24 protein-coding genes, 2 tRNA genes and 1 riboswitch are annotated in these 23,483 nt (G+C 72.4%); of the genes, 12 read left to right on the top strand and 14 right to left on the bottom strand.

Annotated elements, in window-relative coordinates; all coding sequences use genetic code 11:
- Positions 1-18: 18 nt before the first annotated feature.
- From P5G59_RS04515 to msrA, 3 genes are all read right to left on the bottom strand, one after another.
- Positions 19-543, bottom strand: coding sequence for a DUF6993 domain-containing protein (locus P5G59_RS04515; RefSeq protein WP_301216411.1), 525 nt, complete (start codon positions 541-543; stop codon positions 19-21).
- Positions 544-553: 10 nt separating this feature from the next.
- Positions 554-979, bottom strand: coding sequence for a single-stranded DNA-binding protein (locus P5G59_RS04520; protein ID WP_301216413.1), 426 nt, complete (start codon positions 977-979; stop codon positions 554-556).
- Between the two features lie 124 nt (positions 980-1,103).
- Entirely contained in the window at positions 1,104-1,628 is a 525-nt protein-coding gene (gene msrA / locus P5G59_RS04525; protein WP_301216415.1) for a peptide-methionine (S)-S-oxide reductase MsrA, read from the bottom strand.
- 122 nt (positions 1,629-1,750) lie between these two features.
- Between msrA and P5G59_RS04530 the strand changes: the two genes are divergently transcribed.
- Entirely contained in the window at positions 1,751-2,464 is a 714-nt protein-coding gene (locus P5G59_RS04530; protein WP_301216417.1) for a hypothetical protein, read from the top strand.
- Positions 2,465-2,546: 82 nt separating this feature from the next.
- Here P5G59_RS04530 and nadE read toward each other — a convergent pair whose 3' ends face one another.
- The gene (gene nadE / locus P5G59_RS04535) at positions 2,547-3,386 is read right to left on the bottom strand and encodes an NAD(+) synthase (protein ID WP_301216419.1); all 840 of its coding nucleotides are present in this window, start codon (positions 3,384-3,386) and stop codon (positions 2,547-2,549) included.
- 92 nt (positions 3,387-3,478) lie between these two features.
- On the opposite strand from nadE, the gene P5G59_RS04540 reads away from it, so the two are divergent.
- Positions 3,479-4,696 carry a cation:proton antiporter gene (locus tag P5G59_RS04540; RefSeq protein WP_301216421.1) on the top strand — a complete coding sequence of 406 codons (1,218 nt, stop codon included), beginning with the start codon at positions 3,479-3,481 and terminating at the stop codon, positions 4,694-4,696.
- A 77-nt stretch (positions 4,697-4,773) separates the two neighbouring features.
- On the opposite strand, the gene P5G59_RS04545 is transcribed toward P5G59_RS04540, so the two are convergent.
- The gene (locus tag P5G59_RS04545) at positions 4,774-5,628 is read right to left on the bottom strand and encodes a LysR substrate-binding domain-containing protein (protein WP_301216423.1); all 855 of its coding nucleotides are present in this window, start codon (positions 5,626-5,628) and stop codon (positions 4,774-4,776) included.
- 162 nt (positions 5,629-5,790) lie between these two features.
- On the opposite strand from P5G59_RS04545, the gene P5G59_RS04550 reads away from it, so the two are divergent.
- Both P5G59_RS04550 and P5G59_RS04555 read left to right on the top strand, forming a co-directional pair.
- Positions 5,791-7,095: an MFS transporter gene (locus P5G59_RS04550; protein WP_435871242.1), complete on the top strand. Its 1,305-nt coding sequence runs from the start codon at positions 5,791-5,793 to the stop codon at positions 7,093-7,095.
- 40 nt (positions 7,096-7,135) lie between these two features.
- Positions 7,136-7,208: transfer RNA gene (locus P5G59_RS04555), tRNA-Arg, on the top strand.
- Between the two features lie 97 nt (positions 7,209-7,305).
- On the opposite strand, the gene P5G59_RS04560 is transcribed toward P5G59_RS04555, so the two are convergent.
- Positions 7,306-7,608: a thioredoxin family protein gene (locus P5G59_RS04560; RefSeq protein WP_301216427.1), complete on the bottom strand. Its 303-nt coding sequence runs from the start codon at positions 7,606-7,608 to the stop codon at positions 7,306-7,308.
- A gap of 96 nt (positions 7,609-7,704) precedes the next feature.
- On the opposite strand from P5G59_RS04560, the gene P5G59_RS04565 reads away from it, so the two are divergent.
- The 3 genes from P5G59_RS04565 to P5G59_RS04575 all read left to right on the top strand — a co-directional run bounded on the left by P5G59_RS04565 (position 7,705) and on the right by P5G59_RS04575 (position 9,263).
- Positions 7,705-8,505, top strand: a complete 801-nt coding sequence (locus P5G59_RS04565) for an SGNH/GDSL hydrolase family protein (protein ID WP_301216429.1) — start codon at positions 7,705-7,707, stop codon at positions 8,503-8,505.
- A gap of 10 nt (positions 8,506-8,515) precedes the next feature.
- Positions 8,516-9,139, top strand: coding sequence for an oligoribonuclease (gene orn / locus P5G59_RS04570; protein WP_301216431.1), 624 nt, complete (start codon positions 8,516-8,518; stop codon positions 9,137-9,139).
- Between the two features lie 48 nt (positions 9,140-9,187).
- Positions 9,188-9,263, top strand: a tRNA-His gene (locus P5G59_RS04575).
- Positions 9,264-9,380: 117 nt separating this feature from the next.
- Here P5G59_RS04575 and P5G59_RS04580 read toward each other — a convergent pair.
- Positions 9,381-9,926: an ArsR/SmtB family transcription factor gene (locus P5G59_RS04580; RefSeq protein WP_301216433.1), complete on the bottom strand. Its 546-nt coding sequence runs from the start codon at positions 9,924-9,926 to the stop codon at positions 9,381-9,383.
- Positions 9,927-9,999: 73 nt separating this feature from the next.
- Between P5G59_RS04580 and P5G59_RS04585 the strand changes: the two genes are divergently transcribed.
- The 5 genes from P5G59_RS04585 (at position 10,000) to P5G59_RS04605 (ending at position 17,651) form a co-directional block, all read left to right on the top strand.
- Complete coding sequence (locus P5G59_RS04585; protein WP_301216435.1) at positions 10,000-11,247, top strand: MFS transporter; 1,248 nt, start codon at positions 10,000-10,002, stop codon at positions 11,245-11,247.
- A 337-nt stretch (positions 11,248-11,584) separates the two neighbouring features.
- The gene (locus tag P5G59_RS04590) at positions 11,585-12,376 is read left to right on the top strand and encodes an aggregation-promoting factor C-terminal-like domain-containing protein (protein ID WP_301216437.1); all 792 of its coding nucleotides are present in this window, start codon (positions 11,585-11,587) and stop codon (positions 12,374-12,376) included.
- Positions 12,377-12,430: 54 nt separating this feature from the next.
- On the top strand, positions 12,431-13,498 hold the full coding sequence (locus P5G59_RS04595; RefSeq protein ID WP_301216439.1) for a hypothetical protein: 1,068 nt from the start codon (positions 12,431-12,433) through the stop codon (positions 13,496-13,498).
- Positions 13,495-13,848: a metallopeptidase family protein gene (locus tag P5G59_RS04600; RefSeq protein ID WP_301216441.1), complete on the top strand. Its 354-nt coding sequence runs from the start codon at positions 13,495-13,497 to the stop codon at positions 13,846-13,848. The genes P5G59_RS04595 and P5G59_RS04600 overlap by 4 nt, the downstream gene beginning before the upstream one ends.
- 47 nt (positions 13,849-13,895) lie before the next feature.
- Positions 13,896-17,651 (top strand): DUF7507 domain-containing protein, encoded by a 3,756-nt coding sequence (locus P5G59_RS04605; protein WP_301216443.1) that lies wholly within the window; start codon positions 13,896-13,898, stop codon positions 17,649-17,651.
- Between the two features lie 19 nt (positions 17,652-17,670).
- Here the strand turns inward: P5G59_RS04605 and P5G59_RS04610 are convergent, their stop codons facing one another.
- The 7 genes from P5G59_RS04610 to P5G59_RS04640 form a co-directional block, all read right to left on the bottom strand.
- Complete coding sequence (locus P5G59_RS04610; RefSeq protein ID WP_301216445.1) at positions 17,671-17,949, bottom strand: hypothetical protein; 279 nt, start codon at positions 17,947-17,949, stop codon at positions 17,671-17,673.
- A complete protein-coding gene (locus P5G59_RS04615) occupies positions 17,946-18,599 on the bottom strand; it encodes a nucleoside/nucleotide kinase family protein (protein ID WP_301216447.1) in 654 nt (217 codons plus the stop codon). Before P5G59_RS04615 ends, P5G59_RS04610 begins: the two co-directional genes overlap by 4 nt.
- Positions 18,583-19,362 (bottom strand): energy-coupling factor transporter transmembrane component T family protein, encoded by a 780-nt coding sequence (locus P5G59_RS04620; protein WP_301216449.1) that lies wholly within the window; start codon positions 19,360-19,362, stop codon positions 18,583-18,585. The genes P5G59_RS04615 and P5G59_RS04620 overlap by 17 nt, the downstream gene beginning before the upstream one ends.
- Positions 19,359-20,867, bottom strand: a complete 1,509-nt coding sequence (locus P5G59_RS04625) for an ABC transporter ATP-binding protein (RefSeq protein WP_301216451.1) — start codon at positions 20,865-20,867, stop codon at positions 19,359-19,361. Before P5G59_RS04625 ends, P5G59_RS04620 begins: the two co-directional genes overlap by 4 nt.
- A 2-nt stretch (positions 20,868-20,869) precedes the next feature.
- Positions 20,870-21,493, bottom strand: coding sequence for an ECF transporter S component (locus P5G59_RS04630; RefSeq protein WP_301216453.1), 624 nt, complete (start codon positions 21,491-21,493; stop codon positions 20,870-20,872).
- Between the two features lie 34 nt (positions 21,494-21,527).
- Positions 21,528-21,638: riboswitch (TPP riboswitch) on the bottom strand.
- 28 nt (positions 21,639-21,666) lie between these two features.
- Positions 21,667-22,005 (bottom strand): spore germination protein GerW family protein, encoded by a 339-nt coding sequence (locus tag P5G59_RS04635; protein ID WP_301216455.1) that lies wholly within the window; start codon positions 22,003-22,005, stop codon positions 21,667-21,669.
- 58 nt (positions 22,006-22,063) lie between these two features.
- Positions 22,064-23,338: a DNA polymerase IV gene (locus P5G59_RS04640; protein WP_301216457.1), complete on the bottom strand. Its 1,275-nt coding sequence runs from the start codon at positions 23,336-23,338 to the stop codon at positions 22,064-22,066.
- Positions 23,339-23,483: the final 145 nt, after the last annotated feature.

Genomic DNA, 23,483 nt, shown 5'->3' on the forward strand with positions numbered 1-23,483 from the left:
GAGGATACCGGGATGGCGCTACCAGTCGATCGGGCGCGTCTGGCCGATCAGGCAGCTGCCGGTGGACAGCACCGGCGTCACCATGCTGTTGTAGCCGCCCGCGTCGGCGCCGTTCTGGCCGATCAGGCACGTGTCGCCCAGCTTCACGGAGAACTGGATCGAGTTGGCCTTCAGCCCGATCGTCGTGGTGTCGACGGTGACCTGCATGTCGGCCTTGCTGAACCCGGCGGCCACCAGCGCGTCGATGAAGTCGCGCCCCTGGGCGTCGGGCTTCGCCGCGAGGGTGGCCCGGTTCACCTGGTCGAAGTACGGCAGGTTCTGCTGCGCCGTCCCTCCCGGCACCAGCGCGATCGCCGCGGGCGCCGACGGCGTCGGCGTCGCCGTCGCGGACGAGGTGGCCGACCCGGTCGGCGACGCCGTCGATGTCGTGCCCCCGACGCATCCGGTCAGCGCGAAGGCGAGCAGGACGGCGGCGGCAGCGGCAGCAGGCCCGGCGGTCACGCGTGCGAGCGGACCGGTCCGGCGGACCACGGGAGACGGCATGCTCCGCATCCTATGGGGAGGTCGCTGGGATTCCCTCGGGAGGGGTAGCCGCTTCGTCCACCGGCTCGCCCGCGTGGGCCGCCCCCGGCGAGCGAGTGAAGGCGGAGCGACCCCAGGTCAGGTCGTGCCCGATCGACTCCGCCTCGATCTCGACCGTCATGCCCTGCTTCTCGCCTGCCCATTCCCGGAGGCAGAGCCGGCCGGAGACGAGGACGGGGTCTCCCTTCGCGATGCAGTCGGCCGCGCTAAGCGCGAGCCGGCGGAACGCGCTCACGGTGTACCAGTTGCTGCCGCCGTCCTCCCAGGAGGCGGCCTGGCGGTTGTAGCGGCGCCGGGTCGTGACGAGCCGGAAGCTCGTGATCGGCAGCCCGCCCTCGGTCACGAGGTGGCGCGGCTCGGTGGCGACGAAGCCGCGGACGGCGACGGTGTCGGACATGGTCTCCCCTTTCGGCGCCCGCCGGGTGGCGGGCTCCAGACCACTCTCGCGGGAGCGCCCCGGCGGCGGAGCGGCCCAGCCGTTTCCGTGGAGAACTCGGCGGGATGCCCGCCTGTGGACGGATTCAGGCCGTCACGTAGTCCGCATACGATGCGCGGATCTTGTTGACCTTCGGCAGCGCCACCGCCAGGCAGTATCCCTGGCCCGGGTTCTTCGCGAAGAAGTCCTGGTGGTACTCCTCGGCCCGGTAGAACGGGCCGAGCGGCTCGATCGTGGTCACGATCCCGCCGTCCCAGTACGAGGCTGCTCGGTCGCGCGCTGCCTCGAACAGCTCGCGCTGGTGCTCGCCGTCGTAGAACATCGCCGACCGGTACTGGGTCCCGACATCGTTGCCCTGGCGGTTGAGCTGCCGCGGATCGTGCAGGGTGAAGAACACGTCGAGGATGACGCTCGGCGGAACCACCTCGGGGTCGAACGTGACCGCGACCGCCTCGGCGTGTCCGGTGCGACCGGTGCACACCTCCTCATAGGTCGGGTCGACGGCGGTGCCGCCGGTGTACCCGGACACGACGTCCTGGACCCCGCGCAGCACGCGGTACACCGCGTCCAGGCACCAGAAGCATCCGCCGGCCAGCACGAAGGTCTGCATGGGGGTTCCTCTCTCGATCCGCTCCCCCCATTCTGCCTCTCCCCGTGGAGTGGAATGCACGCATACGCGACACGTCGCCCCGGCTCCGCGGCCCATCCCCTCCGCGCCGTTACCATCGCGGCATGCAGTGGTGGAATGACTTCGTCGATTGGCTCACATCGCCGGCAGCACGCTCGGTGATCTTCTACGCGGCGGTCCTCGCGGTCGCCGTGATCCTGTCCGGCCTGATCGCCGCCTGGATCGCCCGGGGCGCCCTCAAGGGCCTCCTCTCCCGCACCGACCGCCAGCAGAAGGCCTCCGCGATCGCCGCGCTGGTCGACGCCGCGACCGAGGCCTCGGTCTGGAACTCGCTCACCCCGGCCGAGCAGGTGCTCTCCGACCGGGCCGTCGGCCAGGCCGACATCATGGTGCGCCTGCTCCCGATCAAAGGCTCCGGCATCGCCGCGAACTGGGCCGGACACCAGCTCGCCGAGATGAAGCGCGCGTCGGCGACCTTCGGCTACCAGCTCGACCCCGCGATCGCCGAGTTCCGCGACCGCCTGATCGAGTGGCAGAACAACCCGCGCCGCGCACGCAAGATCTTCCAGAACGACCTGGAGCGCTGGCGCTTCGAGAACACCGACGGGGAGCGCACGTCGCTGGTCGCCCAGCAGGACGCCTGGGTCGCCCAGCAGCACCACGAGCAGTACGCGGCGCCCGCCACCTCCGCGGCCCCCGCTCCGACGGCTGCGCAGCCCCAGCAGGACGAGCCGGTGAACCCGTTCGCGGCGACCGCCGCCGCGGGCGTCTCCGATCAGGACACCTCCCCCACCTCACGCCTGGGTCAGCCCGTCTGACCGCTCGTCGCGAGCACTCCACCCGACACGAAGGGCGCCGGCATCACGCCGGCGCCCTTCGTCGTTCCCTGATGGAGCGGGATCAGCGGCTGTAGCTGCCCTCGCCCCACCAGCTGTCGAACATGCTCGCCGGAGGCTGGCGCTTGTGCTCGGTCGCCCGGTAGCGGCCCTCGATCGCCTCGGCCACCTCGTCCGCGACGTCCTTGCCCTCCAGGAAGTCGTCGATGTCCTCGTAGGCCAGGCCGAGGTTGTCCTCGTCGGTCTGACCGGGGTTGAGGTCGAGCAGGTCGGCGGTCGGCGCCTTCTCCCAGAGCCGCGCGGGCGCGTCCAGGTAGCGGAGCAGCTGCTTTCCCTGCCGCTTGCTGAGCCCGGTCAGCGGCAGGATGTCGGTGCCACCGTCCCCGTACTTGGTGAAGAACCCGGTCACGGCCTCGGCCGCGTGGTCGGTGCCGATGACGAGCAGGCTGCGCTGGCCCGCGATCGCGTACTGAGCGACCATGCGGATGCGCGCCTTGACGTTGCCCTTGACGAAGTCGGACATCGGCTCGCCGAGTGCGTCGGCGTACTCGTCCTCGACGCCGTCGGTGCCGCGCTGGATGTTGAACACGACCTGGCTCTTCGGCTGGATGAACTGCAGCGCCAGCTGCGCGTCCTCCTCGTCCCGCTGCACCGCGTAGGGCAGCCGAACGGCCACGAAGTCGGCGTCGGTGCCCTCTGCCGCGAGCCGCTCGACGGCCAGCTGGGCGAGGCGTCCGGCGAGCGTCGAGTCCTGTCCGCCGCTGATGCCGAGCACGAAGCCGGCGGCCCCGGTCGTGCGGAGGTAGTCGACGAGGAAGCCCACTCGCCGCTCGACCTCGGCGGCCGGGTCGATCTCCGGACTCACGTGCAGGTCTTCGATGATCCTTGCCTGTTGTTCGCGCATGACGCCACACTATCCCCGGCGGATTTCGGCTGTGTGAACGGCCCCCGTGAAGGGTCTGCCGCCGGGAGGCCGGGCGTCGCTAGCATGCGCGCATGGACCCCCGTGTCGCCACCGTCGTGCTCGTCCCCCTGCTCGGCGTCGCCGCGGCGCTGCTCACCACGGCGGTTGGCCGGTTCGTCAAGATCCCGCTGGTCGTCTTCGAGATCGTGCTCGGGCTCCTGATCGGGCCGAGCGTGCTCGGCTGGGTGCCGGAGACCGACTCGCTGGCGGCGCTGTCGAACTTCGGCCTCGCCTTCCTGTTCTTCATGGCCGGGAACGAGATCGACTTCCGCTCCATCGCCGGGCGACCGCTGCGCACCGCGTCGCTCGGCTGGCTGGCCTCGCTCGCCGCCGGCATCCTGCTCTCCACCCTGATCGCGGGATCGCTCGTCACCGGCGTCTACATCGGCATCGCCCTCACCTCCACGGCTCTCGGGACGCTGATGCCGGTGCTGCGGGACGCGGGCGAGATGCACACGCCGTTCGGGAGGGCCGTCACGGCGGTCGGAGCCGTCGGCGAGTTCGGCCCGCTGCTCGCGATCTCGCTGTTCCTCAGCGGGCGCAAGCCCCTCGCCGCCGCCCTGGTGCTGATCGGGTTCGCGATCGTCGCGGGCGGCGCGATCTGGTTCGCCTCCCGTGGCGGCCACCCCCGCTTCCACCGCCTGGTGCGGGCGACGCTGCACACCAGCGGCCAGTTCGCGATCCGGTTCGTCGTGCTGGTGATCGCGGCGCTCGTCGGGCTGAGCATCGCGCTCGGACTGGACATGCTGCTCGGCGCGTTCGCTGCCGGGGTCCTGTGCCGCATCCTGCTCTCCGGCGCGGAGCCGTCGGACGCCCACCACATCGAGAGCAAGCTGGAGGCGGTGGCCTTCGGTGTGCTCGTGCCGATCTTCTTCATCAACACCGGGATCGGCTTCGACCTGCCCGCGCTGCTCGGCGACCCGAGCGCGCTCATCCTGCTGCCGGTGTTCCTCGTCCTGCTACTGGTGATCCGGGGCGTGCCGGGGTCGTTCTCCGCGCCGCCGGGGTCGACGTTCCGCGACCGGGGCGCGCTCACGCTGCTCAGCGCGACGGGGTTGCCGATCATCGTCGCGGTGACGGCCATCGGCGTGCGCGAGCACGACCTCGAGAGCGGCACCGCGACCGCACTCGTCGGAGCCGGGATGCTGTCGGTGCTGCTGTTCCCGCTGCTCGCGCTCACGCTGCGGCGGCGCTCCTCCGACGGCGGTGTGCGCCCGGCCGACCCGGACGCCGTGCCGGTCGAGGGCTGACGCCGACCGCGCCTGCTTGACACGACACGCCGCCCGGCGAAAGCCACCGACGGCGTGTCGCGTCAACCAGGCGGTCGTCAGGCGACGCGGCTGACCGCCCGGGCGAGGATCGCGGTGGTCAGGGCCTCCACCGGCTCACGGGCGGCCGAGGGGTTCGACAGCAGCGTGAAGTCGATGCCGCCGAGCTCGGGCAGCCCGAACCGGTTGGTCACCTTGATGAGGTCGGTGGGGATGAGCGAGCGCGGGAACACCGCGACCCCGATGCCGGCGCGGACCGCGGCGAGCACCCCGTTCACCTCCCGCGTGTTGCAGGTGATCCGCCACGTGCGGCCTGCCGCCTCCAGCGCGTCGATCGCCGCCTGGCGGCTGATGCTCGGCCCCTGGTACGCGATCAGCGGCACCGGCCCCTCGGGATCGAGCATCGTTTTCTCCTGCCCCATCCACACCAGCTCGTCGGTCGCGACGACGGTGCCGTCGGTGGTGCCCGGCGTCTGCTTGATGAAGATGAGGTCGAGCTGCCCGGCCTTCAGCTTGCGGTGCAGCGGCCCGGACTGGTCGACGGTCAGCTCCAGGTTGATCTGAGGGTTCTGCTGCCGGTAGTGCCTCAGGATGCGCGGCAGCGTCGTGATTGCGAGGTCGTCCGCCGCCCCGAAGCGCAGCCGGCCGCGCATGGCCGAGCCGCTGAAGTAGCTGTCCGCCTCGGCGTGAGCCGCCAGGATCGCGCGCGCGAAACCGGCCATCGCGTCCCCGTTGTCCGTCAGCCGCACGTCGCGGGTGTCGCGGGCGATCAGCTGGCGCTTGGCGGCCTGCTCCAGCTTCCGGATGTGCTGGCTGACGGTGGGCTGGCTGATGCCGAGCCGCGCCGCAGCACGGGTGAAGCTGCGCGTGTCGGCCACGGCGAGGAAGGTCTGGAGCAGAACGGGGTCGAACATGGGCCATCCATTCGGAAATCCAATGGGACTTATAGTGCCGATCGGCTCCAAGAATATCGCGCGACACGTAATGTCGATAAGGAGACTTCATACGGAACCAGCAGACATCGAGGTAACACGAAAGTGGCGCACTCCCCCGCGGCCGCCCCGCCCACCGGACCCATGCCCGTCCTCTCCGCCCGGCCGCCGTGGCGCGAGACGTTCGCCTCGCTGAGGGTCCCCAACTACCGGCGCTTCGCCGCGAGCAACCTCGTCGCCAACACCGCGGTGTGGATGCAGCGCATCGCGATGGACTGGCTGGTACTTCAGCTCTCCGGCAGCGTCGCGGCCGTCGGCGTCACCGTGTTCATGCAGTTCACGCCCATGCTGCTGTTCGGCCTCTGGGGCGGCGTGCTCACCGACCGCTACTCCAAGCAGCGGCTGCTGGTCATCACCCAGTCGTGCGCGGCCGGGCTCGCCGCCCTGCTCGCCGTCCTCACCCTCAGCGGGGTGATCGAGGTGTGGCACGTCTACGCGATCTCGTTCGTGCTGGGGCTCGTGACGGTGGTCGACAACCCGGCCCGGCAGGTGTTCGTGAACGAGCTGGTCGGACCGCGCTACCTGCGCAACGCGATCAGCCTCAACTCCTCGATCTTCCAGCTCGGCGGGCTCATCGGGCCCGCGCTCGGCGGCATCCTGATCACGGCGGTCGGCGGCGGGTGGTCGTTCGCGATCAACGCCGTCGCGTGCCTCGCGGTCGTCTTCGCCGTCGCGACGCTCAAACGGTCGGAGCTGCACGCCTCCCCCGCCGCGCCGCGCGGCAAGGGGCAGCTGGCCGAAGGGATGCGCTACGTCCGACGCAAGCCGGTGATCTTCTGGACGGTCGTGATGGTCGCGGTGATCGCGGTCTTCGCGTTCAACATGCCGGTGTTTCTCGCCGCCTACGCCAACAACGTGTACCACGTCGGCGCGCAGGGTTACGGGCTGTTCAACGCGCTCGTCGCGGCCGGAGCGCTCACCGGAGCTCTCGCGTCCACCCGCCGCACCAGCGTGCGGCTCTCGATGGTGGTCGGCACCGCCGCGGCGCTCGGGATCGTGCAGGCCGTCGCCGGGTTCGCGCCGGGAGAGATCGCCTTCGGAGCGCTGCTGGTCGGCGTCGGGATCGGGAACCTGCTGTTCATCACCGCGGCGAACTCGCTCGTGCAGATGTCGTCGAACGTGCAGATCCGCGGGCGCGTGATCTCGCTCTACATCCTGGTGCTGCTCGGCGGGCAGGCCATCGGCGGACCGCTCATGGGCTGGGTCGTCGAGCAGGTCGGTCCGCACATCGCGATGGCGATCTCCGGTCTCGTCCCCGCCGCGGCTGCCGCGGTGGTCGCGGTGCTGATCGCCCGGCAGGCCAGCCTGCGCCTCGCCTTCGGGCTGCGCGGCCGGCGGCCCGTCGTCGCGATCGTCAACCGCGCCGGCAAGTCGGGCGCCCGGCTCTGACGCCGGTGCCGGGGACTCCTCCGGTATCGTGGAGGCGCACGCCCCCGTAGCTCAGCGGATAGAGCAGGAGCCTTCTAATCTCTTGGTCGCAGGTTCGATTCCTGCCGGGGGCACCTCCCACACCATCAGCTCCTGAGTTGTTCGAGCGACACGCCGCGGCGAGGTCGAAGAACTCAGGAGCTGATGGCTGGGCGAGGCGGGAGGATGGAGTCAGAGGGCCCGGGCGGCGGCGGAGAGCACCTGCGCGAGCGTGGGGACGCCCTCGGCGCGGAACACCTCGGCGCCGTCCGCCGACGCCACGATGACGGTCGGGGTCGAACGGATGCCGTCCCGTTCGGCGCGCTCCAGGTTGCGGGCCACATCCAGCTCGGTCACCGCGATCCGCGGCGCGAGCCGTGCCGCCTCCGCCAGCACCGCGCGCGTCTGCATGCACGGTTCGCAGAAGGCGGAGGTGTAGAGCGTCAGCTGCGCCCCTCCGGTGTCCGCCGGGTCAACGGCCGGTGTCGTGTCCACCCCGTCAGTGTACGTCGGGCGAAATCGGGACGACCATCCGCCGCCGTACGCCGCGGACGCGCGACGGCGCGCCCCCGCACGACCCACAATCGTCCCGTGAGCCGAACGACCTTCACGCGCTACGTCGCCCTCGGAGACTCGCTCACCGAGGGGCTGTGCGATCCCGCGCCCGGAGCACCGGACGCGTACCTCGGCTGGGCCGACCGGCTCGCCGGCATCCTCGACGGCGACGCCCGCCTCGCCGGCGCCAGCCTGGAGTTCGCCAACCTCGCCGTCCGCGGCCGCCGCATCGCGGACGTGGTGGACGGCCAGATCCCGCACGCCCTCGACCTCGCACCCGACCTGGTGTCGGTGATGGTCGGCGGCAACGACCTGATGAGCCCCGCTGCCGATCCGGACGCTCTCGCCTCCCGGCTGGAGGGCGGCATCCGGCGGCTCCGCGACGCGGGAACCACCGTGCTGCTCGCGAACATCTTCGACCCGCAGTTCGCGTTCTTCCTCAAGCCCTTCCGCGGGCGGGCCGCCGTCTTCAACGCCAACATCTGGAGCATCGCGCGCGACCAGCGCGCCACCGTGCTCGACGTGTGGGGCGTCCGGGAGTTCCGCGACCCGGCGATGTGGGCCTCCGACCGGGTGCACCTGAGCGCGCGCGGCCACCGGCTGCTCGCATCGCACGCCGCACACGCGCTCGGCATCCCGTACGCGGAGATCGGCGGACCGGAGGCGGCGGCCGCACCCGCGGCCGAGACCGCCGGCCCGCCCGACTCCGTTCCGCTGCGGACCTGGCTGCGCGTGTACGCCATCCCGTGGGTCGCGCGGCGGGTGCGGCACGTCTCCACCGGCGACGGCATGGGGCCGAAGCTGCCCGTGCCGCGGCGCGTCGGAGGCCAGCACTAGACTCGCTGGTATGGCTACTTCCTCGGATCGACTGGTCTGGATCGACTGCGAGATGACCGGCCTCGACCTCGAGGTCGACGAGCTCGTCGAGATCGCCGTCGTCATCACCGACTTCGAGCTGAACGTCCTCGACCCGGGCCTCAGCATCGTCATCAAGCCCGACGACTCGGCGCTCGCCAACATGGGCGACTTCGTGCGGCAGATGCACACGACCTCCGGCCTGATCGAGGAGATCCCCAACGGCAAGAGCCTCGCCGAGGCCGAGTACGAGGTGCTGGAGTACGTGCTGAAGTTCGCGCCGACCGCGCGCACTGCACCGCTCGCGGGCAACACCATCGGCACCGACCGGATGTTCCTCGCCAAGTACATGCCGCGGCTCGACAACCACCTGCACTACCGCAACGTCGACGTCTCCTCGATCAAGGAGCTCGCCCGCCGCTGGTTCCCGCGCATCTACTTCAACGCTCCGGAGAAGAACGGCGGCCACCGCGCGCTCGCCGACATCCTGGAGTCCATCCGCGAACTCGACTACTACCGGTCCGCCGCGTTCGTCGCGCCTCCCGGCCCCACCACCGAAGACACGCAAGGCCTGGCCGCGGGTGTGGTGGAAAAATGGGCCCCGCGGATGTACTAGAATCGTCGAGTTGCGTGCGAACGGCTCGATGAGCCGCGAGCAGCCATGGTGGGTATAGCTCAGTTGGTAGAGCGCCTGGTTGTGGTCCAGGAGGTCGCGGGTTCAAGCCCCGTTACTCACCCCAGTCGTGGGCCCGGTTCCGTGTGAGCCGGGCCCTTTTCCGTACCCGCGGGGGGCGACGACTCGTGACGAATCGTCGCGCTTCGTGAGGAAATCGCGGCGATTCGGCACGAATCGCGGGTCAGGAGCCGGGGGCGAGGCGGTGCAGCACGAAGAAGCCGCCGTGGGCGGGCTGGTCCGCACGCTCGTGATCGGTGGAGATGTACTCGTCGAGCACGGCGACGATGCGGCGGTCGAGCTCCTCGATCTGCTCCGGCGACAGGTGCAGCGCGAAGCGCGCGTACGTCGCGATGGACGCCGGGCCGGCCTCGGCGAGTTCCTGCTGGAACGCCTCCACCGGAGCCGCCCCACGGCTCGGGTCCTCGTCCTGCGCCACGGAGAGCCACCAGGTCAGCCCGGTGGAGCGGTACGGCTTCTCGAGCGCGCCGCTCTCCCCCGTCCGCACCTCGGCGGGCTCGAGGAACCCTGCCGCGACCAGCTGCCGCACATGGTAGTACGCCGTCCCCGGGTCGACGCCGAGCCGGTCGGCGAGCTGCTTGTTGGTCAGCTCCCGGTCGTTGCACAGCCGCAGGATGCGCAGGCGCAACGGGTGCGACAGCGCCTTGATCTCTTTCGCCGTGGCCGGGCGACGGCGGGCGTCCGGGTCGTAGGCACGCGGGTCCGTCATGGCTCAACGGTACCGCAGATGGAGATTCTTCCAGTCGATTGAATTTTCTCAATCACTGTGCCAGGCTGGCGGCATGACGGAGAACGGGCTCGGCGCGCGGTACTGGAAGCTGTGGACCTCCGCCGGCCTCTCCAACCTGGCCGACGGAGTGATGAAGGTGGCGATCCCGCTCGTCGCCGTGCGCTACACCGACTCCCCCGCCCTGATCGCCGGCCTCGGGTTCGCCTTCACCCTCCCCTGGCTGCTGTTCGCGCTCACCGCCGGTGCGCTCGCCGACCGGATGGACCGTCGCCGCCTCCTGCTCGTGGCGAACACCGCCCGGGCGCTCGTGCTGGCGTGCCTCACCGGCGTCGCGGTGCTGGGCGCCGGATCCATCTGGCTGCTCTACGTCGCCGCCCTCTGCATCGGCGTGGCCGAGACGATCTACGACACGTCGTCGCAGTCGATCCTGCCGCAGCTGGTCCGGCGCGAGCAGCTGTCGCGGGCGAACGGGCGGCTGTACGCGGCGGAGCTCACCGCGAACGAGTTCGTCGGGCCGCCGCTCGGCGGCTTCCTCGTCGCCACCGGCATCGCGCTCGCCTTCGGCGCCCCCGTCCTGCTGTGGGTGGCCGCGATCGGCGTGCTCCTCCTCGTGCGCGGGCGTTTCCGCGCCGAGCGGACGGCGCCGAGCACCATCCGGGCGGACGTCGCCGAGGGCCTCCGCTACCTCCGCCGGAGCACACTGCTGCGCACGCTCGCGATCATGGTCGGCGTCTTCAACTTCGCCAGCTCCGCGGTGTACACGGTGTTCGTGCTCTACGCGGTCGGCCCGCAATCGGCGATGAAGCTGAGTGAACCCGCATACGGGCTCCTGCTCACCGCGTCGGCCGTCGGGAGTGTGCTCGGCACGTTCCTCGCGGAGCCCGTCGAGCGCCTGCTCGGGCGCTCGCGCTCGCTCGTGCTGACCATCCTCGGATCGCTTCTGCTGCTCGTGACGCCCGCGCTCACGGCGAACCCGTTCCTCATCGGCGCCGGGATGCTGATCGGCGGCATCACCATCTCGATCTGGAACGTGATCACCGTCTCGCTGCGCCAGCGCGTGGTCCCGCTGCGGCTGCTCGGGCGCCTGAACAGCGCCTACCGGCTGCTCGCCTGGGGCACGATGCCGCTCGGCGCTGCCGTCGGCGGCCTGATCGGGCAGCTGTTCGGCGTGCAGTGGGTCTTCGTCGTGATGTCCGCGCTCGTGCTGCTCCAGCTCATCCCGATGCTGTGGGTCACCGACCGCCGGATGGACGAGGCGGAGGCCGCGATCGAGGCGGAGGACACCGCCGCGGTTAGTTGACGCGTACACGACTTTGCCAGGATCCATGCCCGAACCGTCCAGAATAGGCGCCTAGGGTCTTTTTCCGACGGCTTCGACAGCCGTCCGTGCCGCGCAGGCCCGCATCCAGCCCCCAACCCCCGGTCGTCCCCCGCGACCGCCCCTGGACGCCCGCCGCTCCCACGCCCGGCACACCCGCGCCGCCGCTCGCGCCCTCCGGACCACGGGTCCACGGGCGCTCATGCACGTTCCGGCGCGGTCGTCAGCCCGCAGGACTCCTTCCCCGAAGAACGGGGTCCGTTCGCGTGAGCACCGTCGTGCCGTCGCGTCAGGCGGGGAAGCCCGATCCAGGAAATACATGCTGAGTACCCTTCGTAACACCGTCAAGAACAGTCCCGTCCCCTTCGGCCGCATCGTCTCCGGTGCCGCCGCCCTGCTGGTCAGCGCCAGCCTCCTCGCGCCCGCCGTGGCGCAGCAGCAGGAGAGCGAGCGCAAGACCCAGGAGCTCTCCCGGGCCACCGGGATGCGTCACGAGCAGCTGGGCGTCTACGGCGCCATCGTCCGTGAGCGCCTGGAGAAGGAGGCGAAGGACACCCTCGCCGCCGCGCAGGCCACTGTCGCCGCGAACCGCCAGAAGGCCGACGCCTCCGCCGCCACCACCGCCATCGCCGGGCTGAGCGGCTTCACGAAGCTGAGCGACGACAAGCTGCGCGACACGATCGACACCACCAAGGCGGCCTCGAACGCGCTGGCCAGCGCCGGCGCCGAGGCTGACCGCAAGGCGGCCGAGGCGGCCGCCGCAGCCGCGGCAGCAGCCGCCGCCGCTGCCGCCGCCGCGAACACCCCGGCCGGCGCCAAGTCGACCGCAGCCTCCCTCGCCGCCAGCCAGTACGGCTGGGGTGTGGACCAGTTCCAGTGCCTCGACAAGCTGTGGACGCGCGAGTCCGGCTGGAACTACCAGGCCTCCAACTCCGGCAGCGGCGCCACCGGCATCCCGCAGGCGCTGCCCGGCAGCAAGATGGCCTCGTTCGGCACCGACTGGGCGACGAACGCCACCACCCAGATCAAGTGGGGCCTCGACTACATCTCCCGCGGCTACGGAACGCCCTGCGCCGCGTGGGGCCACTCGGAGTCGGTCAACTGGTACTGACCGGCACGACGGGGGCCCGCGGAGGCGTGGCCTGCCGCCGGTAGACTCGCGCGAGTGAGCACCAGCACCGACCACGCCCCCGCCTCCCCCGTCATCCGCGGAGCCCACCTCGTCGGCAGCGTCAACCTGCCGGACGCCGAGTCGGTGCTCCGCACGGTGAGCGCCCGCCTCGGCGACCGGCTGCACCGCATCCCGGACGGCGAGGTCGGCGAGCGCTTCTACTGGGTGCAGTTCCAGACCGCGCGCCTGGACCGGATGGACGGGCTCGCCCGCATCCCGGGCGAGCCGCGGCTGCTGCGCGGCGTCTTCGACGGCCGTCCGTTCCGGCTCGAACCCGGCGTCTCCGCCGACACGCTGGTGTTCCCGGACCTCGGCTACGCCGAGGCCGCCCTCGACTCGTACGCCGTCTTCCGCCGGCTGCGCGAGGAGGGCGCGATCGCGCCGGGTATCCGCTTCCAGGTCTCGCTGCCGACGCCCGCCGGCGTCGTCGGCCCGTTTATCGTCCCGGAGGACCGGGCCGCGTTCGAGCCGGCGTACGAGCGCGCTCTGTTCGGCGAGCTGAAGCGCATCGTCGACGGCATCCCGCATGAGGACCTGGCGATCCAGTGGGACACCGCCGTGGAGTTCGCGCTGCTCGAGGGCCGGATGCCGGCGTGGTTCGGCGACGACGTGCTCGCTGGCGTCCTGGAGCGCGCCGCCCGGCAGGCGGCCACGGTCCCCGCCGACGTCCAGGTCGGCTACCACCTCTGCTACGGCGACGTGGAGGAGCAGCACTTCGTGCAGCCGGCCGACGCGGGGCACCTGGCGGCCGTGCTGCGCGGCATCCTGGCGGACTCCCCGCGGCCGGTGGACTGGGTCCACCTGCCCGTGCCGATCGAGCGCGACGACGCCGCCTACTTCGCACCTCTCACCGCCGTCGAGCTGCCGGAGGCCACCGAGCTGTACCTCGGGCTGCTCCACCACGAAGACGGCGTCGAGGGCGCGCGCCGCCGCGCCGCGGCCGCCGCCACGGCGGTGCCCGCGTTCGGCGTGGGCACCGAGTGCGGCTTCGGGCGCGGACCGAGCGAGCGCACCGCCTCCCTGCTCGACCTGCACGCAGCGGTCGCCGAGGCCTGGCGATGACCCTCGAGCTCGACGCCGAGGCGTTCGAGGCGCTCGTCACGGACGAGCTCGACCAGCTGCCCGACGAGATGGTCGACGGGCTCGACAACGTCGTCTTCGTGGTCGAGGACCGCCCGGAGGACGGCTCGCTCGACCTGCTCGGACTGTACGACGGCGTCGCGCTGACCGAGCGCGACAGCTACGGTTTCGGCGAGATGCCGGACCGCATCATCCTGTACCGGGAGCCGCTGCTCTCGATCGCCGCGACCGAGGACGAGCTGCGCGACGAGATCCACATCACGCTGGTGCACGAGATCGCGCACTACTACGGGATCGACGACGAGCGGCTGCACGAGCTGGGCTGGGCCTAGCCGCCTGCTGCCTTTCGGCGTCGCGCCGGGCTCGACATCCTGGCTGCATGCCAGCACCGACTGCCCGCACCCGCGCCGCGGCGCTGCTCGCCGCGGGCGCGCTGCTGATCCCCGGCGTCGCGCTGGCGACCGCGGGCCCCGCCGTTCCGGCCGCCGCGGCGCCCGGCTCCCCCGGCGTGCCGTCGCCCCCGTCCGTCGTCTACGACGAGGACTTCGAGAACGGCCCGGCCACCTCGCCGATCCTGCGGCTGAACCAGTACACCGGCGCGAGCGGCCAGACCTACACGGCGGACCCGGCCTGGCTGACCGGCTGCAACGGCTGGGTCTCCGCGGCGGTGCAGTCCACGACCGCCGGTGAACCGATCGCCGACTGCGGCAACCGCAGAGACCTGTGGAACCTGGTTCAGCAGACGTCCGTGGCCCTCGGGATGCTGCACGGTCAGACCGCGGCGGAGGCCGTGGACAACCACGCCATCTCGGCGCTGTCCCTCCAGCCTCTCGACGGGCAGAGCCTGGAGCTGGCGACGACCGGAGGGGTCGCGCTGCCGACCTCCAGCCGCTTCCTCGCCTTCGGCGTCGACGTCGGCGCGAGCAACTGCCACCTCAACCATCCCCTGCTGCAGTTCTTCCTCGTCAATGAGGAGGGTCAGCAGTTCCCGGCGGGATCGGAGATCGACGGGTGCTCGTCGCCGACCACAGTGACCGTCCCCCCGGTCGGAGCCTCGGGCGCGCAGACCTTCACCGTCGGCCAGTACACGACGAACGGGGCGGTGCTCTTCAGCGGGAACTCGGTCGGTATCCGCATGGTCAACAACCAGCCGTCCGACTTCGGCAACGACCACGCCTTCGACGACATCCGCATCCTGGATGCGACGCCGCAGCTCGACAAGGAGTTCGTCGGCGGCTGGGGGCCGAGCGGCGGCACCGCGCGGCTCCGGTTCACGGTGACGAACACCTCCGAGCTCGGCTCCAAGCAGGGCTGGTCGTTCCGGGACGCGCTGCCCGACGGCATGACAGTGGCGTCCCCCTCCGACGCGTCGACGACCTGCCCGGGCGGGGTGCTGACCGCGTCCGGCGGCGAGGTCGCCCTGACCGGCGATCTGAGCGTCGGGATGACGTCCTGCACGGCCGAGGTGGATGTCACCGCGCCGCTGGGCGGCTACACCAACGGTCCCGACCGGGTGACGGTGACGGGGCTGAACCCGCCCGCCTCGGCCTCCGTCACCTTCTCGCGGCCGGAGCTGACGCTCGCGAAGACCGCCGGGGCCCCGGTCGACGTGAACGAGGACGGCCTGGTCGACGCGGGAGACACCATCCCGTACTCGTTTGAGCTGCACAACACCGGCGACGTTGCGCTGACCGGGGTATTGATCGACGATCCACTGGTGCCCGATCCCGCGTGCCCGACCGTGCTGGCAGCGGGCTCGTCCGGCGAATGCGCGGGCGACTACACGATCACGCCGGCGGACGCAGCGGCCGGAATCGTGGTCAACACCGCGACCGCGACCGCGACCGGCACGCCGCCGGCGCCCGCACCGGCCGCGGTGAGCCCGCCCGCCACGACCACGACGGCGGTGACCGCCGCGGCCCCCGGCATCCACCTCCGGAAGTCGGCCGACCCACCGGGCGGCCTGGTGGAGGGCGAGACGCTGACCTACAGCTTCGTCGTGGACAACACCGGCAACCTGCCGCTGCACGAGGTCGCCATCAGCGAGGAGTCCTTCACGGGCAGCGGCCCGCTCTCGCCGGTCGACTGCCCGGCGACGGACCTCGCCGTCGGCGGCGAGCTCGTCTGCACCGCGACCTACACCGTCACCCACGACGACCTGGTGGCGGGGACGGTGGACAACACAGCCACCGCCGCAGGCACCCCCGCGGGCATCGGCGCGGCGCCGGTGACGAGCGCCGCCTCGACGGTCGGCCTGCCGACGCCCGCCGCGCCCGCCCTGACCGCGACGAAGACGGCGAGCCCGCTCGTCGTCCACGCCGCCGGCGACACGATCGCCTACACGGTGGCGGTCGTGAACGACGGCAACCTGATCGTGGACGGGCTCACCGTCGACGAGACCCGCTTCACCGGCGGCGGACCGGCGCCGGTGTTCGCGTGCGCCCTGACCCGGCTCGTGCCCGGGCAGCACACCACCTGCTCGGGCGTCTACACGGCGACCCAGGCGGATGTCGACGGCGGCAGCATCCAGAACACCGCGACCGTCACGGGCAGGACCACGGGCGACGTGCCGGTGACGAGCCCGCCGACCGAGGTCACGCTGACCGCCGACGCCGCGGCCGCGCTGACGGTGGCGAAGTCCGCCTCGGCCGCCACCATCGCCGCGGCCGGGCAGGTGGTGCGCTACGACTTCGCCGTGCGCAACACCGGCGGCCTGACCCTGCACGGGCTCGTCGTCGACGACGTCCCGACCGCACCCGCGGGCGCCCTGGACACCGCGCCCACGTGTCCGGAGACGACCCTGACGCCCGGTCGGACGGTCACCTGCACCGCGACGTACACGGTGACACAGGGGGACGTCGACCACGGAACGCTCGCCGACACAGCGACCGCGACGGCCTCGGACCCTGCGGGCGCGGGCGTCGCGTCAGCCGCCTCCTCGCTGTCCCTCCCCGTCGTCGCCGCCTCGCAGCTCACGATCGACAAGACGGCGGACGCGACCTCGATCGTGCGGGCCGGTCAGGCGATCGGGTACACCTTCACCGTGACGAACACCGGCGCGACCACGATCGGCGGTGTCTCCGTCACGGACACGCCTGTGGCCCCCGCCGGACCGCTCGAGGCCGCTCCGCAGTGCGACGTGACGACGCTCGCACCCGGGGCCGCGTCCCTGTGCACGGCCTCGTATCGGGTGACGCAGGCCGACATCGACCACGGCGGCCTGGGCGACACGGCGACGGCCTCCGGCACCGATGCGCACGGCGACCCGGTCGTGTCGGCCCCGGACGGGCTCGTGCTCGACTCCACCGCGGTCGCCGCCCTCACGCTCACGCCGCAACCGGCCCCGTCCGGCGCCACCGCCGGGCAGGCGGTGCCGCTGACGTTCGTGGCGACGAACAGCGGCGACGTCACGATCGCGAACGTGGTCCTGGTCGACGACCGCGGCGGGAGCACGCCCTGCGAGCCGGACGTGCTGGCGCCGGGCGAGAGCGCCACCTGCCGGGTCACGCCGACGGTCACGCAGGACGAGTTCGACGCCGGTGCGCTCACGGTCACGGCCACGGCGGAGGGCACGGCGGCCACGGGTGCGACCGTCCGGTCCCTTCCTGTGACCGAGACGGTGGCGGTCACCGGGCAGGTCGCGAGCCTCTCGCTCACCAAGAGCGCGTCCGCGCCGAGCGCGGAGATGGGCGGCAGCATCCCGTACCGGTTCACCGTCGTCAACACCGGGACCGTCACGCTCACGGCGGTGACGGTCACGGACACGCAGTCGGCGCCTGCGGGCCCGCTGGAGTCATCCCCGGTCTGCGCCGCCACCCGGCTCGCGCCCGGGGCGACGACGACGTGCACGGCCTCCTACGTCCCGACCGCCTCAGATCTCGCCCACGGCGCGGTCACGGACACGGCCATCGCGCACGCGGAGACCACGCTCGGCGAACCGGTCTCGTCGGACCCGGCGACCCTCACGGTGACGGTGACCGCGCCGACCGCCACAGCCGGCTCGGGCTCAGGCCAGAGCGCGGCGGGCGCGCTCGCGTCGACGGGAGGCGACCTGTGGCCGCCACTCGCCGGCGCGCTGATGCTGCTGACGGCCGGAGCGGCCGCCTGGCGGGTCGCCCGGCGTCACCGGGCGTGAACGAGCGGCCGGGCCCGGCTCAGGCGCCGTAGCCGAAGATCGACTCGTCCTCCTTGTCGGCCTCCACCGGGTCGGAGTCCGGCTGGTCGAAGTGGTAGGACACCAGACGCTCGCCGTTCGCCTCGCGCTCCTCGCCCTTGACGTACCAGAACGTGGACTCGAGCCCCTCGACCGCGGCGATCACGCCGATCCGCTCGTCCACCTTCCCGTCCACCAGGAAGCGGCGGTCGGTCTGCCCTACGAGGGGGCCGTCGGCGTACTCGACGATGTATTCGGGGTCCTGTCGTGCGTCGGTCATGACTCCACCGTAGTCCCCGAAACCCGATCGGTGAGGTCACCGGGCCGGGCGGGGCGTCGTGCGGCCGGGGTCAGGTCGAGCGCGGTCACGTCCAGCACGAGCATCGCCGACGCCACCGGGTCCTCCCGCGCGACGAAGCGGTCGAACTCGGCCTGCCAACGGTCCCACTGCGCGGCGAAGGTGGCGCCGTCCCTGGCCAGCGCGCGTCGCTTGCGGAGCGCATCGTCGGCGCGCAGCCACACCGTAAGGTCGGCGAGGGCCGCGTTGCGCCGGGAGAGCGTGCCGCACCCCTCCACGATCAGCGGCTCACTCCCGGTGATGTGGATGCGACCGGCCGGGCGCTCGTCCGCCCAGTCCCAGCGCTGCCAGCTGCCGGCGCCGTGTGCGCGGATCGGCGCAAGCAGGTCGCGCCCCACCGCGTCGCTCCCGGCGTCGAGGCCGTCCCAGCCCGGGTAGAGGTCGTCCATCCGGACCAGGCGCGGCACGCCCTCCGCGGGCCAGTCGGCGACCAGCAGGTCGGCGAGGGAGCTCTTGCCCGCCCCGCTCGGCCCGTCGATGAGGACGACCGGGGTCCGGCCGGCGCGCCGCGCGGCCGCGACGGCGCCGGCCACGGCGTCGGCGAGAGGTGCGAGGTCAGCTGAGAGGCGCATTCCAACTCCCGGTGGCGACGGCGGCGCCGACCGCGGCACCCGCGACCAGCACGGCGACGGCGAGGGCTGCCCAGTCCCGGGCACGGAACACCGACGGCCGGGCCCAGGTGCGGCGGACCGGCGCGCCGAAGCCGCGGGCCTCCATCGCGGTCGCGAGCTTCGTGCCGCGCCGGAGGGAGAGCACGAAGAGGGCGAACGACTGTCCGAGGAAGCGCCGGACGGCGCCGGACTCGGCGACCCCGCGGGCGCGGCGGGCGAGGGTGAGCGCGCGCCAGTCCTCGGCGAACAGCCCCACCAGGCGCAAGCCCGCCAGCGCGCCGAGCACGAACCGGGCGGGCAGGCGCAGCAGCTGCGCAAGGCCGTCCGCGAGCTCGGTCGGGTCGATCGTGATGAACAGCAGCACCGCGGGCAGTCCGATGGCGAGCACGCGCAGCATCGTCGCCAGGGCGAGCGCGGCCGATCCGTCGCTGACCTCGACGAACCACCACTGCAGGTACACGGTGCCGGAGGTGCGGCCGTAGAGCAGGGTGGTCAGGCCGGCGAGCGGCGCGGCGATCAGCACCGGGGCCGTCCGGGTGAGGACGGTGCGCAGCGGGAGACGCGCGAAGGCGAGCAGTGCGACCTCCAGCGCGAGCGCGACGCCGGCCGAGACCGGGTCGATCGAGAGCAGCAGGGCGACCGTGACGATGAGGGCGGCGCCGAGCTTCGCGACCGGATTGAGGGTCGCGAGCGGGCCGGTGCGCAGCGGCTGGATGAGCGTCACGCCGCCACCTCCGCCGCGCCGAGCCGCAGGTCCGTCGCGCCGATGGCGGCGACGAACTCGGCATCGTGGGTCGCGGCGACGACGGCGTGCCCGCCGCGGCGGAGGTCGGCGATCGTGCCGACCAGGCCCTCCCAGGTCCGCGCATCCTGCCCGAACGTCGGCTCGTCGAGCACGAGCAGCCGGGGCCGCGTGGCGAGCGCGGTGCCGACGGAGAGCCGCCGTTTCTGGCCGCCGGACAGGGTGAACGGGTTGGCGTCTGCCACGGCGGCGAGGGCCAGCCGGTCGAGCAGCTCGTCGATGCGCGCGGTCACCTCGCCGGCGTCGAGGCCGAGCGCCCGCGGTCCCGCGGCGAGCTCGTCCCGCACGGTCGACGCGAGGAACTGGTGCTCCGGATTCTGGAACACGCTGCCGATCCGCGTCAGCAGTTCGCGCGACCGCCAGGCCGACGGGTCGACCGGGGCGCCGTCCGCGAGAGCCGGCTCGGCCGTCAGCGACCCGCCGAGCGCGGGCAGCAGGCCGCCGAGGGTGAGCGCGAGGGTCGACTTGCCCGCACCGTTGGGTCCGGTGAGCGCGAGAGCGGAGCCCGCGGCGACCGAGAGGTCCAGCGGTCCGCCGACCGGGTCCGCGTTCACGGCACGGCCGCGCCCGCGACGGCGTCCGCGGGTGACCGCGGGTCCGCGGCCGAACATGAGGGACCGCGCCCGCAGCAGCGGGTCGCCCTCGGCGACGGGCGCCGCCTCCGGCACCGTCGTGTCCGGCAGCCACACCCCGGCGCGGCGCAGCTCGCCTGCGGTGTCGGCTAGCACCGCCTCCGGAGCGCCGTCAGCGAGCACGCCGCCGTCGGCCCCGAGCACCACGACGCGCGTCACCAGGTCACGCCAGACGGCGACCCGGTGCTCGACCACGACCAGCGTCGCACCTGTCGCGTCGAGGGCCGAGCGCACCGCATCCCGGACCTCCAGGACGCCCTCGGGGTCGAGATTCGCGGTCGGCTCGTCGAGCAGCAGCACCCCGGGTCGCATCGCCAGGAGGCCCGCGAGCGCCAGCCGCTGCTTCTGCCCGCCGGAGAGCTGGGCCGTCGAGCGGTCGAGCGGCACGTCGAGCCCGACCTCGGCGAGGGCCTGCCGCACGCGCGGCCAGACCTCGTCGCGCGGCACGCCCAGGTTCTCGCAGGCGAAGGCGACATCGTCGCCGACGCGCGCAAGGATCACCTGCGCGTCCGGGTCCTGCAGCAGCAGCCCGGCCGTCCCCCGCGCCTCGGCAGGCGGACGGCCGCCCACCGTGAGCGCGCCCTCGGCCTCGCCGTCGTCCTCGCCGCCGAGCACGCCGGCGAGGCCTGCGAGCAGTGTGCTCTTGCCGGCCCCGGAGGCGCCGAGCAGCAGCACCCGCTCCCCCGGCTCGACGCGCAGATCGACCCCGCGCGCGGCCCACGCCGCACGTCCGGCATACCGCCAGCCCCAGCCGTCGACGTGGATCGCGGCCGGGGACGGCCGTCCCGTCGTCACGCTCAGACCCGCGCCGCCTTCTGCGCCTCGCGGCCCGAGGCGAACCGGCTCAGCGCGCCCGTGCGGGCGATGGCCCGCACCAGCAGCCAGGAGCCGAGGCCGGCGACGACCAGACCGGAGATCGTGGTGGTGATGGTGTAGACGACGATGAACTCCGGCTTCGAGCCGGGGTACCAGTACAGGAGGTCGAGGATCGACTCGGCGATGCCCGCACCGGCCCCGGCGAGGAGCGCCGGGACGAGCCGCCAGTTCGCGTAGAGGAACAGCGCGAAGACGAGCTCCGCGCCGAGCCCCTGCACGACGCCGGAGAGCAGCGTGGCGAAGCCCCACTGCGTCCCGATCAGCGCGGAGACCGTGGCGGCGACGACCTCGCCGAACAGGGCGGCGCCGGGCTTGCGCACGATCAGGGCGACGAGCACCCCGGCGAACAGCCACGGGCCGTTCAGGATGCCCTGGAAGCCCGGCAGGACCGCCGAGACCGGACCAGAGATGGGGTTCTGGACGACGCCCCAGATCCAGAAGACGACGCCCGAGGCGACGGCCACGACGCTGGCGACGACGATGTCGACGACCCGCCAGCGGAAGGTGCGCGGACGCGCCGAGGTGGAGAGAAGAGTTGCGTGCACTGTGCGTGCCCTTTCAGTCAGCGAAACAGGGCACGGGATGTGAGAATGGCCTCCCTGCGCTGGCATGACCCAGATCAGGTTCGACGGTCGAGACTTGGAGAAGTCTCCTCTCAGCCCGGCTCACCGGACTCCCGTGTTCACACACAGTGTAGCCCGGCGGGCGGGCCCGCGTGCTACCGCTTGAGCGCCTTGATGACGCGCGCCCACGCGTGACCGGCCACCCACAGGAACGGGATGCCGACGGCGAGCAGCGTGATCAGGTTCGGCCGGAACCGCACACCGGTCTCGTCGGAGACGTAGGCGCCGAACGGGACCGCCCAGCCGCCGCCACCGCCGCCGCTGCCGGCCGGGGCGTCCTCTCCGCCCTCTCCGCCCTCGCCGCCGCCGAAGCCGAACTGCACGGCCGCCACGGGCACGATGGTCGTCCCGTCGACGACGACGGGGTCGCCGTAGACCGACTTGATGCCGGAGGCGCTGAGCGTCTCCGCGAGCTTGAGCGTCATGTTCGTCATGCAGCCACGGTAGCGCGCGGGTGCCGCCGAGACCAGGCTCGTTCGGGCCGACGTCCCGTCAGTCGCTGACGTACTTGGGGTTGCGGCCGTCCTGCTCCTCGTCGTCCGCGTCCCGCGATCGGCGGACGAGGGAGGCGGGGCCGATCGCGCCTCGGCCGAACCGGGCGCTCACCGCGTCGAGGGTGCGCTCGGTCTCGCGCCACTCCTCGTCCGGGTCCCACAGCGCGAGCGAGTCTCCTCCCGCGTCGAGCAGCTGCTCCGCACGCACGCCGATGAGGCGGATGGGGGTCTGCCGCACGTCCAGCCCCAGGGCATCGAACACATCCCACGCCTCCTCGAACAGCCGGCGGCCGACGTTGGTCGGCTCGGCGAGCGTCCGCGAGCGGGTGATGGTGCGGAAGTCGGAGAAGCGGACCTTGATCGCCACCGTCCGCGCCTCCAGCTCGTGCTTGCGCAGCCGCTCGCCGACCCGGCCGGAGAGGCGGAGCAGCTCGCGGCGCAGCTGGTCGACGTCGGAGACGTCGACGCCGAAGGTGTTCTCGTGGCCGATGCTCTTCTCGCGCGACTCGGTGACCACCCGGCGCGGGTCGCGTCCGTTCGCGAGCTCGTGCAGCCGGCGTCCGGAGGCGTCGCCCACGGCCTTCTGCAGCACGCCCAGCGGGGCGTCCGCCAGGTCGGCCACCGTGAGCAGCCCCATCCGTTCGAGCGAGGACTGCGTGCTCGCACCGACACCCCACAGCGCGCCGACCGGCAGCGGTCGCAGGAACGACAGGGTCTCGGAGCGCGGGATCACCAGCAGTCCGTCGGGCTTCGCCCGCCCGGAGGCCAGCTTCGCCATGAACTTGGTCGCGGCGACCCCGACGGAGCAGGTCAGTCCGGTCTCCTCGTGCACGCGCGACCGGATCAGCTCGGCGATCCGCCGCGGCGACCCGAGCAGCCGGCGGGCGCCTGCGACGTCGAGGAACGCCTCGTCGATGCTCAGCGGCTCCACCAGCGGGGTGACCTCGTGGAAGATGTCCATCACCTTGCGCGAGTACTCGGTGTAGCGGTCGTAGTGCGGCGGCAGGATGATCGCGTTCGGGCACAGCCGCAGCGCCTGCGACATCGGCATGGCGCTGCGGACGCCGTAGCGGCGCGCCTCGTAAGTCGCGCTCGTCACGACCCCGCGGCCACCCGCGTGCCCGACGATCGCCGGCTTTCCGCGGGCGTCCGGACGCTCGAGCAGCTCGACCGATGCGAAGAACGCATCCATGTCGACGTGCAGGATGCTCGCCTCGGAGTCGTCGACATCGGCCGCACTGACCTGCCGCTCGCTCCCGTCCGCTCGTCCCACCCCTCCACTCTCTCACCCCCCACCGACCTTCCGACGATCGAGTTGCACGTCGTGGGGGGGGTGGGGGGGGGTGTGCCGCCCCCCCCCGGCACCCGCGCGGGCGGGGGGGGGGCCCCCCCGGGGGGGGGCCCGGGGGGGGGGCCGG

This window comes from Leifsonia virtsii (assembly GCF_030433675.1).
Classification (GTDB): domain Bacteria; phylum Actinomycetota; class Actinomycetes; order Actinomycetales; family Microbacteriaceae; genus Leifsonia; species Leifsonia virtsii.

Bases quoted from the DNA above. Each gene is read 5' to 3' on its own strand.
- P5G59_RS04515 (WP_301216411.1), bottom strand. From the start codon at position 543: ATGCCGTCTCCCGTGGTCCGCCGGACCGGTCCGCTCGCACGCGTGACC.
- P5G59_RS04520 (WP_301216413.1), bottom strand. From the start codon at position 979: ATGTCCGACACCGTCGCCGTCCGCGGCTTCGTCGCCACCGAGCCGCGC.
- msrA (WP_301216415.1), bottom strand. From the start codon at position 1,628: ATGCAGACCTTCGTGCTGGCCGGCGGATGCTTCTGGTGCCTGGACGCG.
- P5G59_RS04530 (WP_301216417.1), top strand. From the start codon at position 1,751: ATGCAGTGGTGGAATGACTTCGTCGATTGGCTCACATCGCCGGCAGCA.
- nadE (WP_301216419.1), bottom strand. From the start codon at position 3,386: ATGCGCGAACAACAGGCAAGGATCATCGAAGACCTGCACGTGAGTCCG.
- P5G59_RS04540 (WP_301216421.1), top strand. From the start codon at position 3,479: ATGGACCCCCGTGTCGCCACCGTCGTGCTCGTCCCCCTGCTCGGCGTC.
- P5G59_RS04545 (WP_301216423.1), bottom strand. From the start codon at position 5,628: ATGTTCGACCCCGTTCTGCTCCAGACCTTCCTCGCCGTGGCCGACACG.
- P5G59_RS04550 (WP_435871242.1), top strand. From the start codon at position 5,791: ATGCCCGTCCTCTCCGCCCGGCCGCCGTGGCGCGAGACGTTCGCCTCG.
- orn (WP_301216431.1), top strand. From the start codon at position 8,516: ATGGCTACTTCCTCGGATCGACTGGTCTGGATCGACTGCGAGATGACC.
- P5G59_RS04580 (WP_301216433.1), bottom strand. From the start codon at position 9,926: ATGACGGACCCGCGTGCCTACGACCCGGACGCCCGCCGTCGCCCGGCC.
- P5G59_RS04585 (WP_301216435.1), top strand. From the start codon at position 10,000: ATGACGGAGAACGGGCTCGGCGCGCGGTACTGGAAGCTGTGGACCTCC.
- P5G59_RS04590 (WP_301216437.1), top strand. From the start codon at position 11,585: ATGCTGAGTACCCTTCGTAACACCGTCAAGAACAGTCCCGTCCCCTTC.
- P5G59_RS04600 (WP_301216441.1), top strand. From the start codon at position 13,495: ATGACCCTCGAGCTCGACGCCGAGGCGTTCGAGGCGCTCGTCACGGAC.
- P5G59_RS04605 (WP_301216443.1), top strand. From the start codon at position 13,896: ATGCCAGCACCGACTGCCCGCACCCGCGCCGCGGCGCTGCTCGCCGCG.
- P5G59_RS04610 (WP_301216445.1), bottom strand. From the start codon at position 17,949: ATGACCGACGCACGACAGGACCCCGAATACATCGTCGAGTACGCCGAC.
- P5G59_RS04615 (WP_301216447.1), bottom strand. From the start codon at position 18,599: ATGCGCCTCTCAGCTGACCTCGCACCTCTCGCCGACGCCGTGGCCGGC.
- P5G59_RS04635 (WP_301216455.1), bottom strand. From the start codon at position 22,005: ATGACGAACATGACGCTCAAGCTCGCGGAGACGCTCAGCGCCTCCGGC.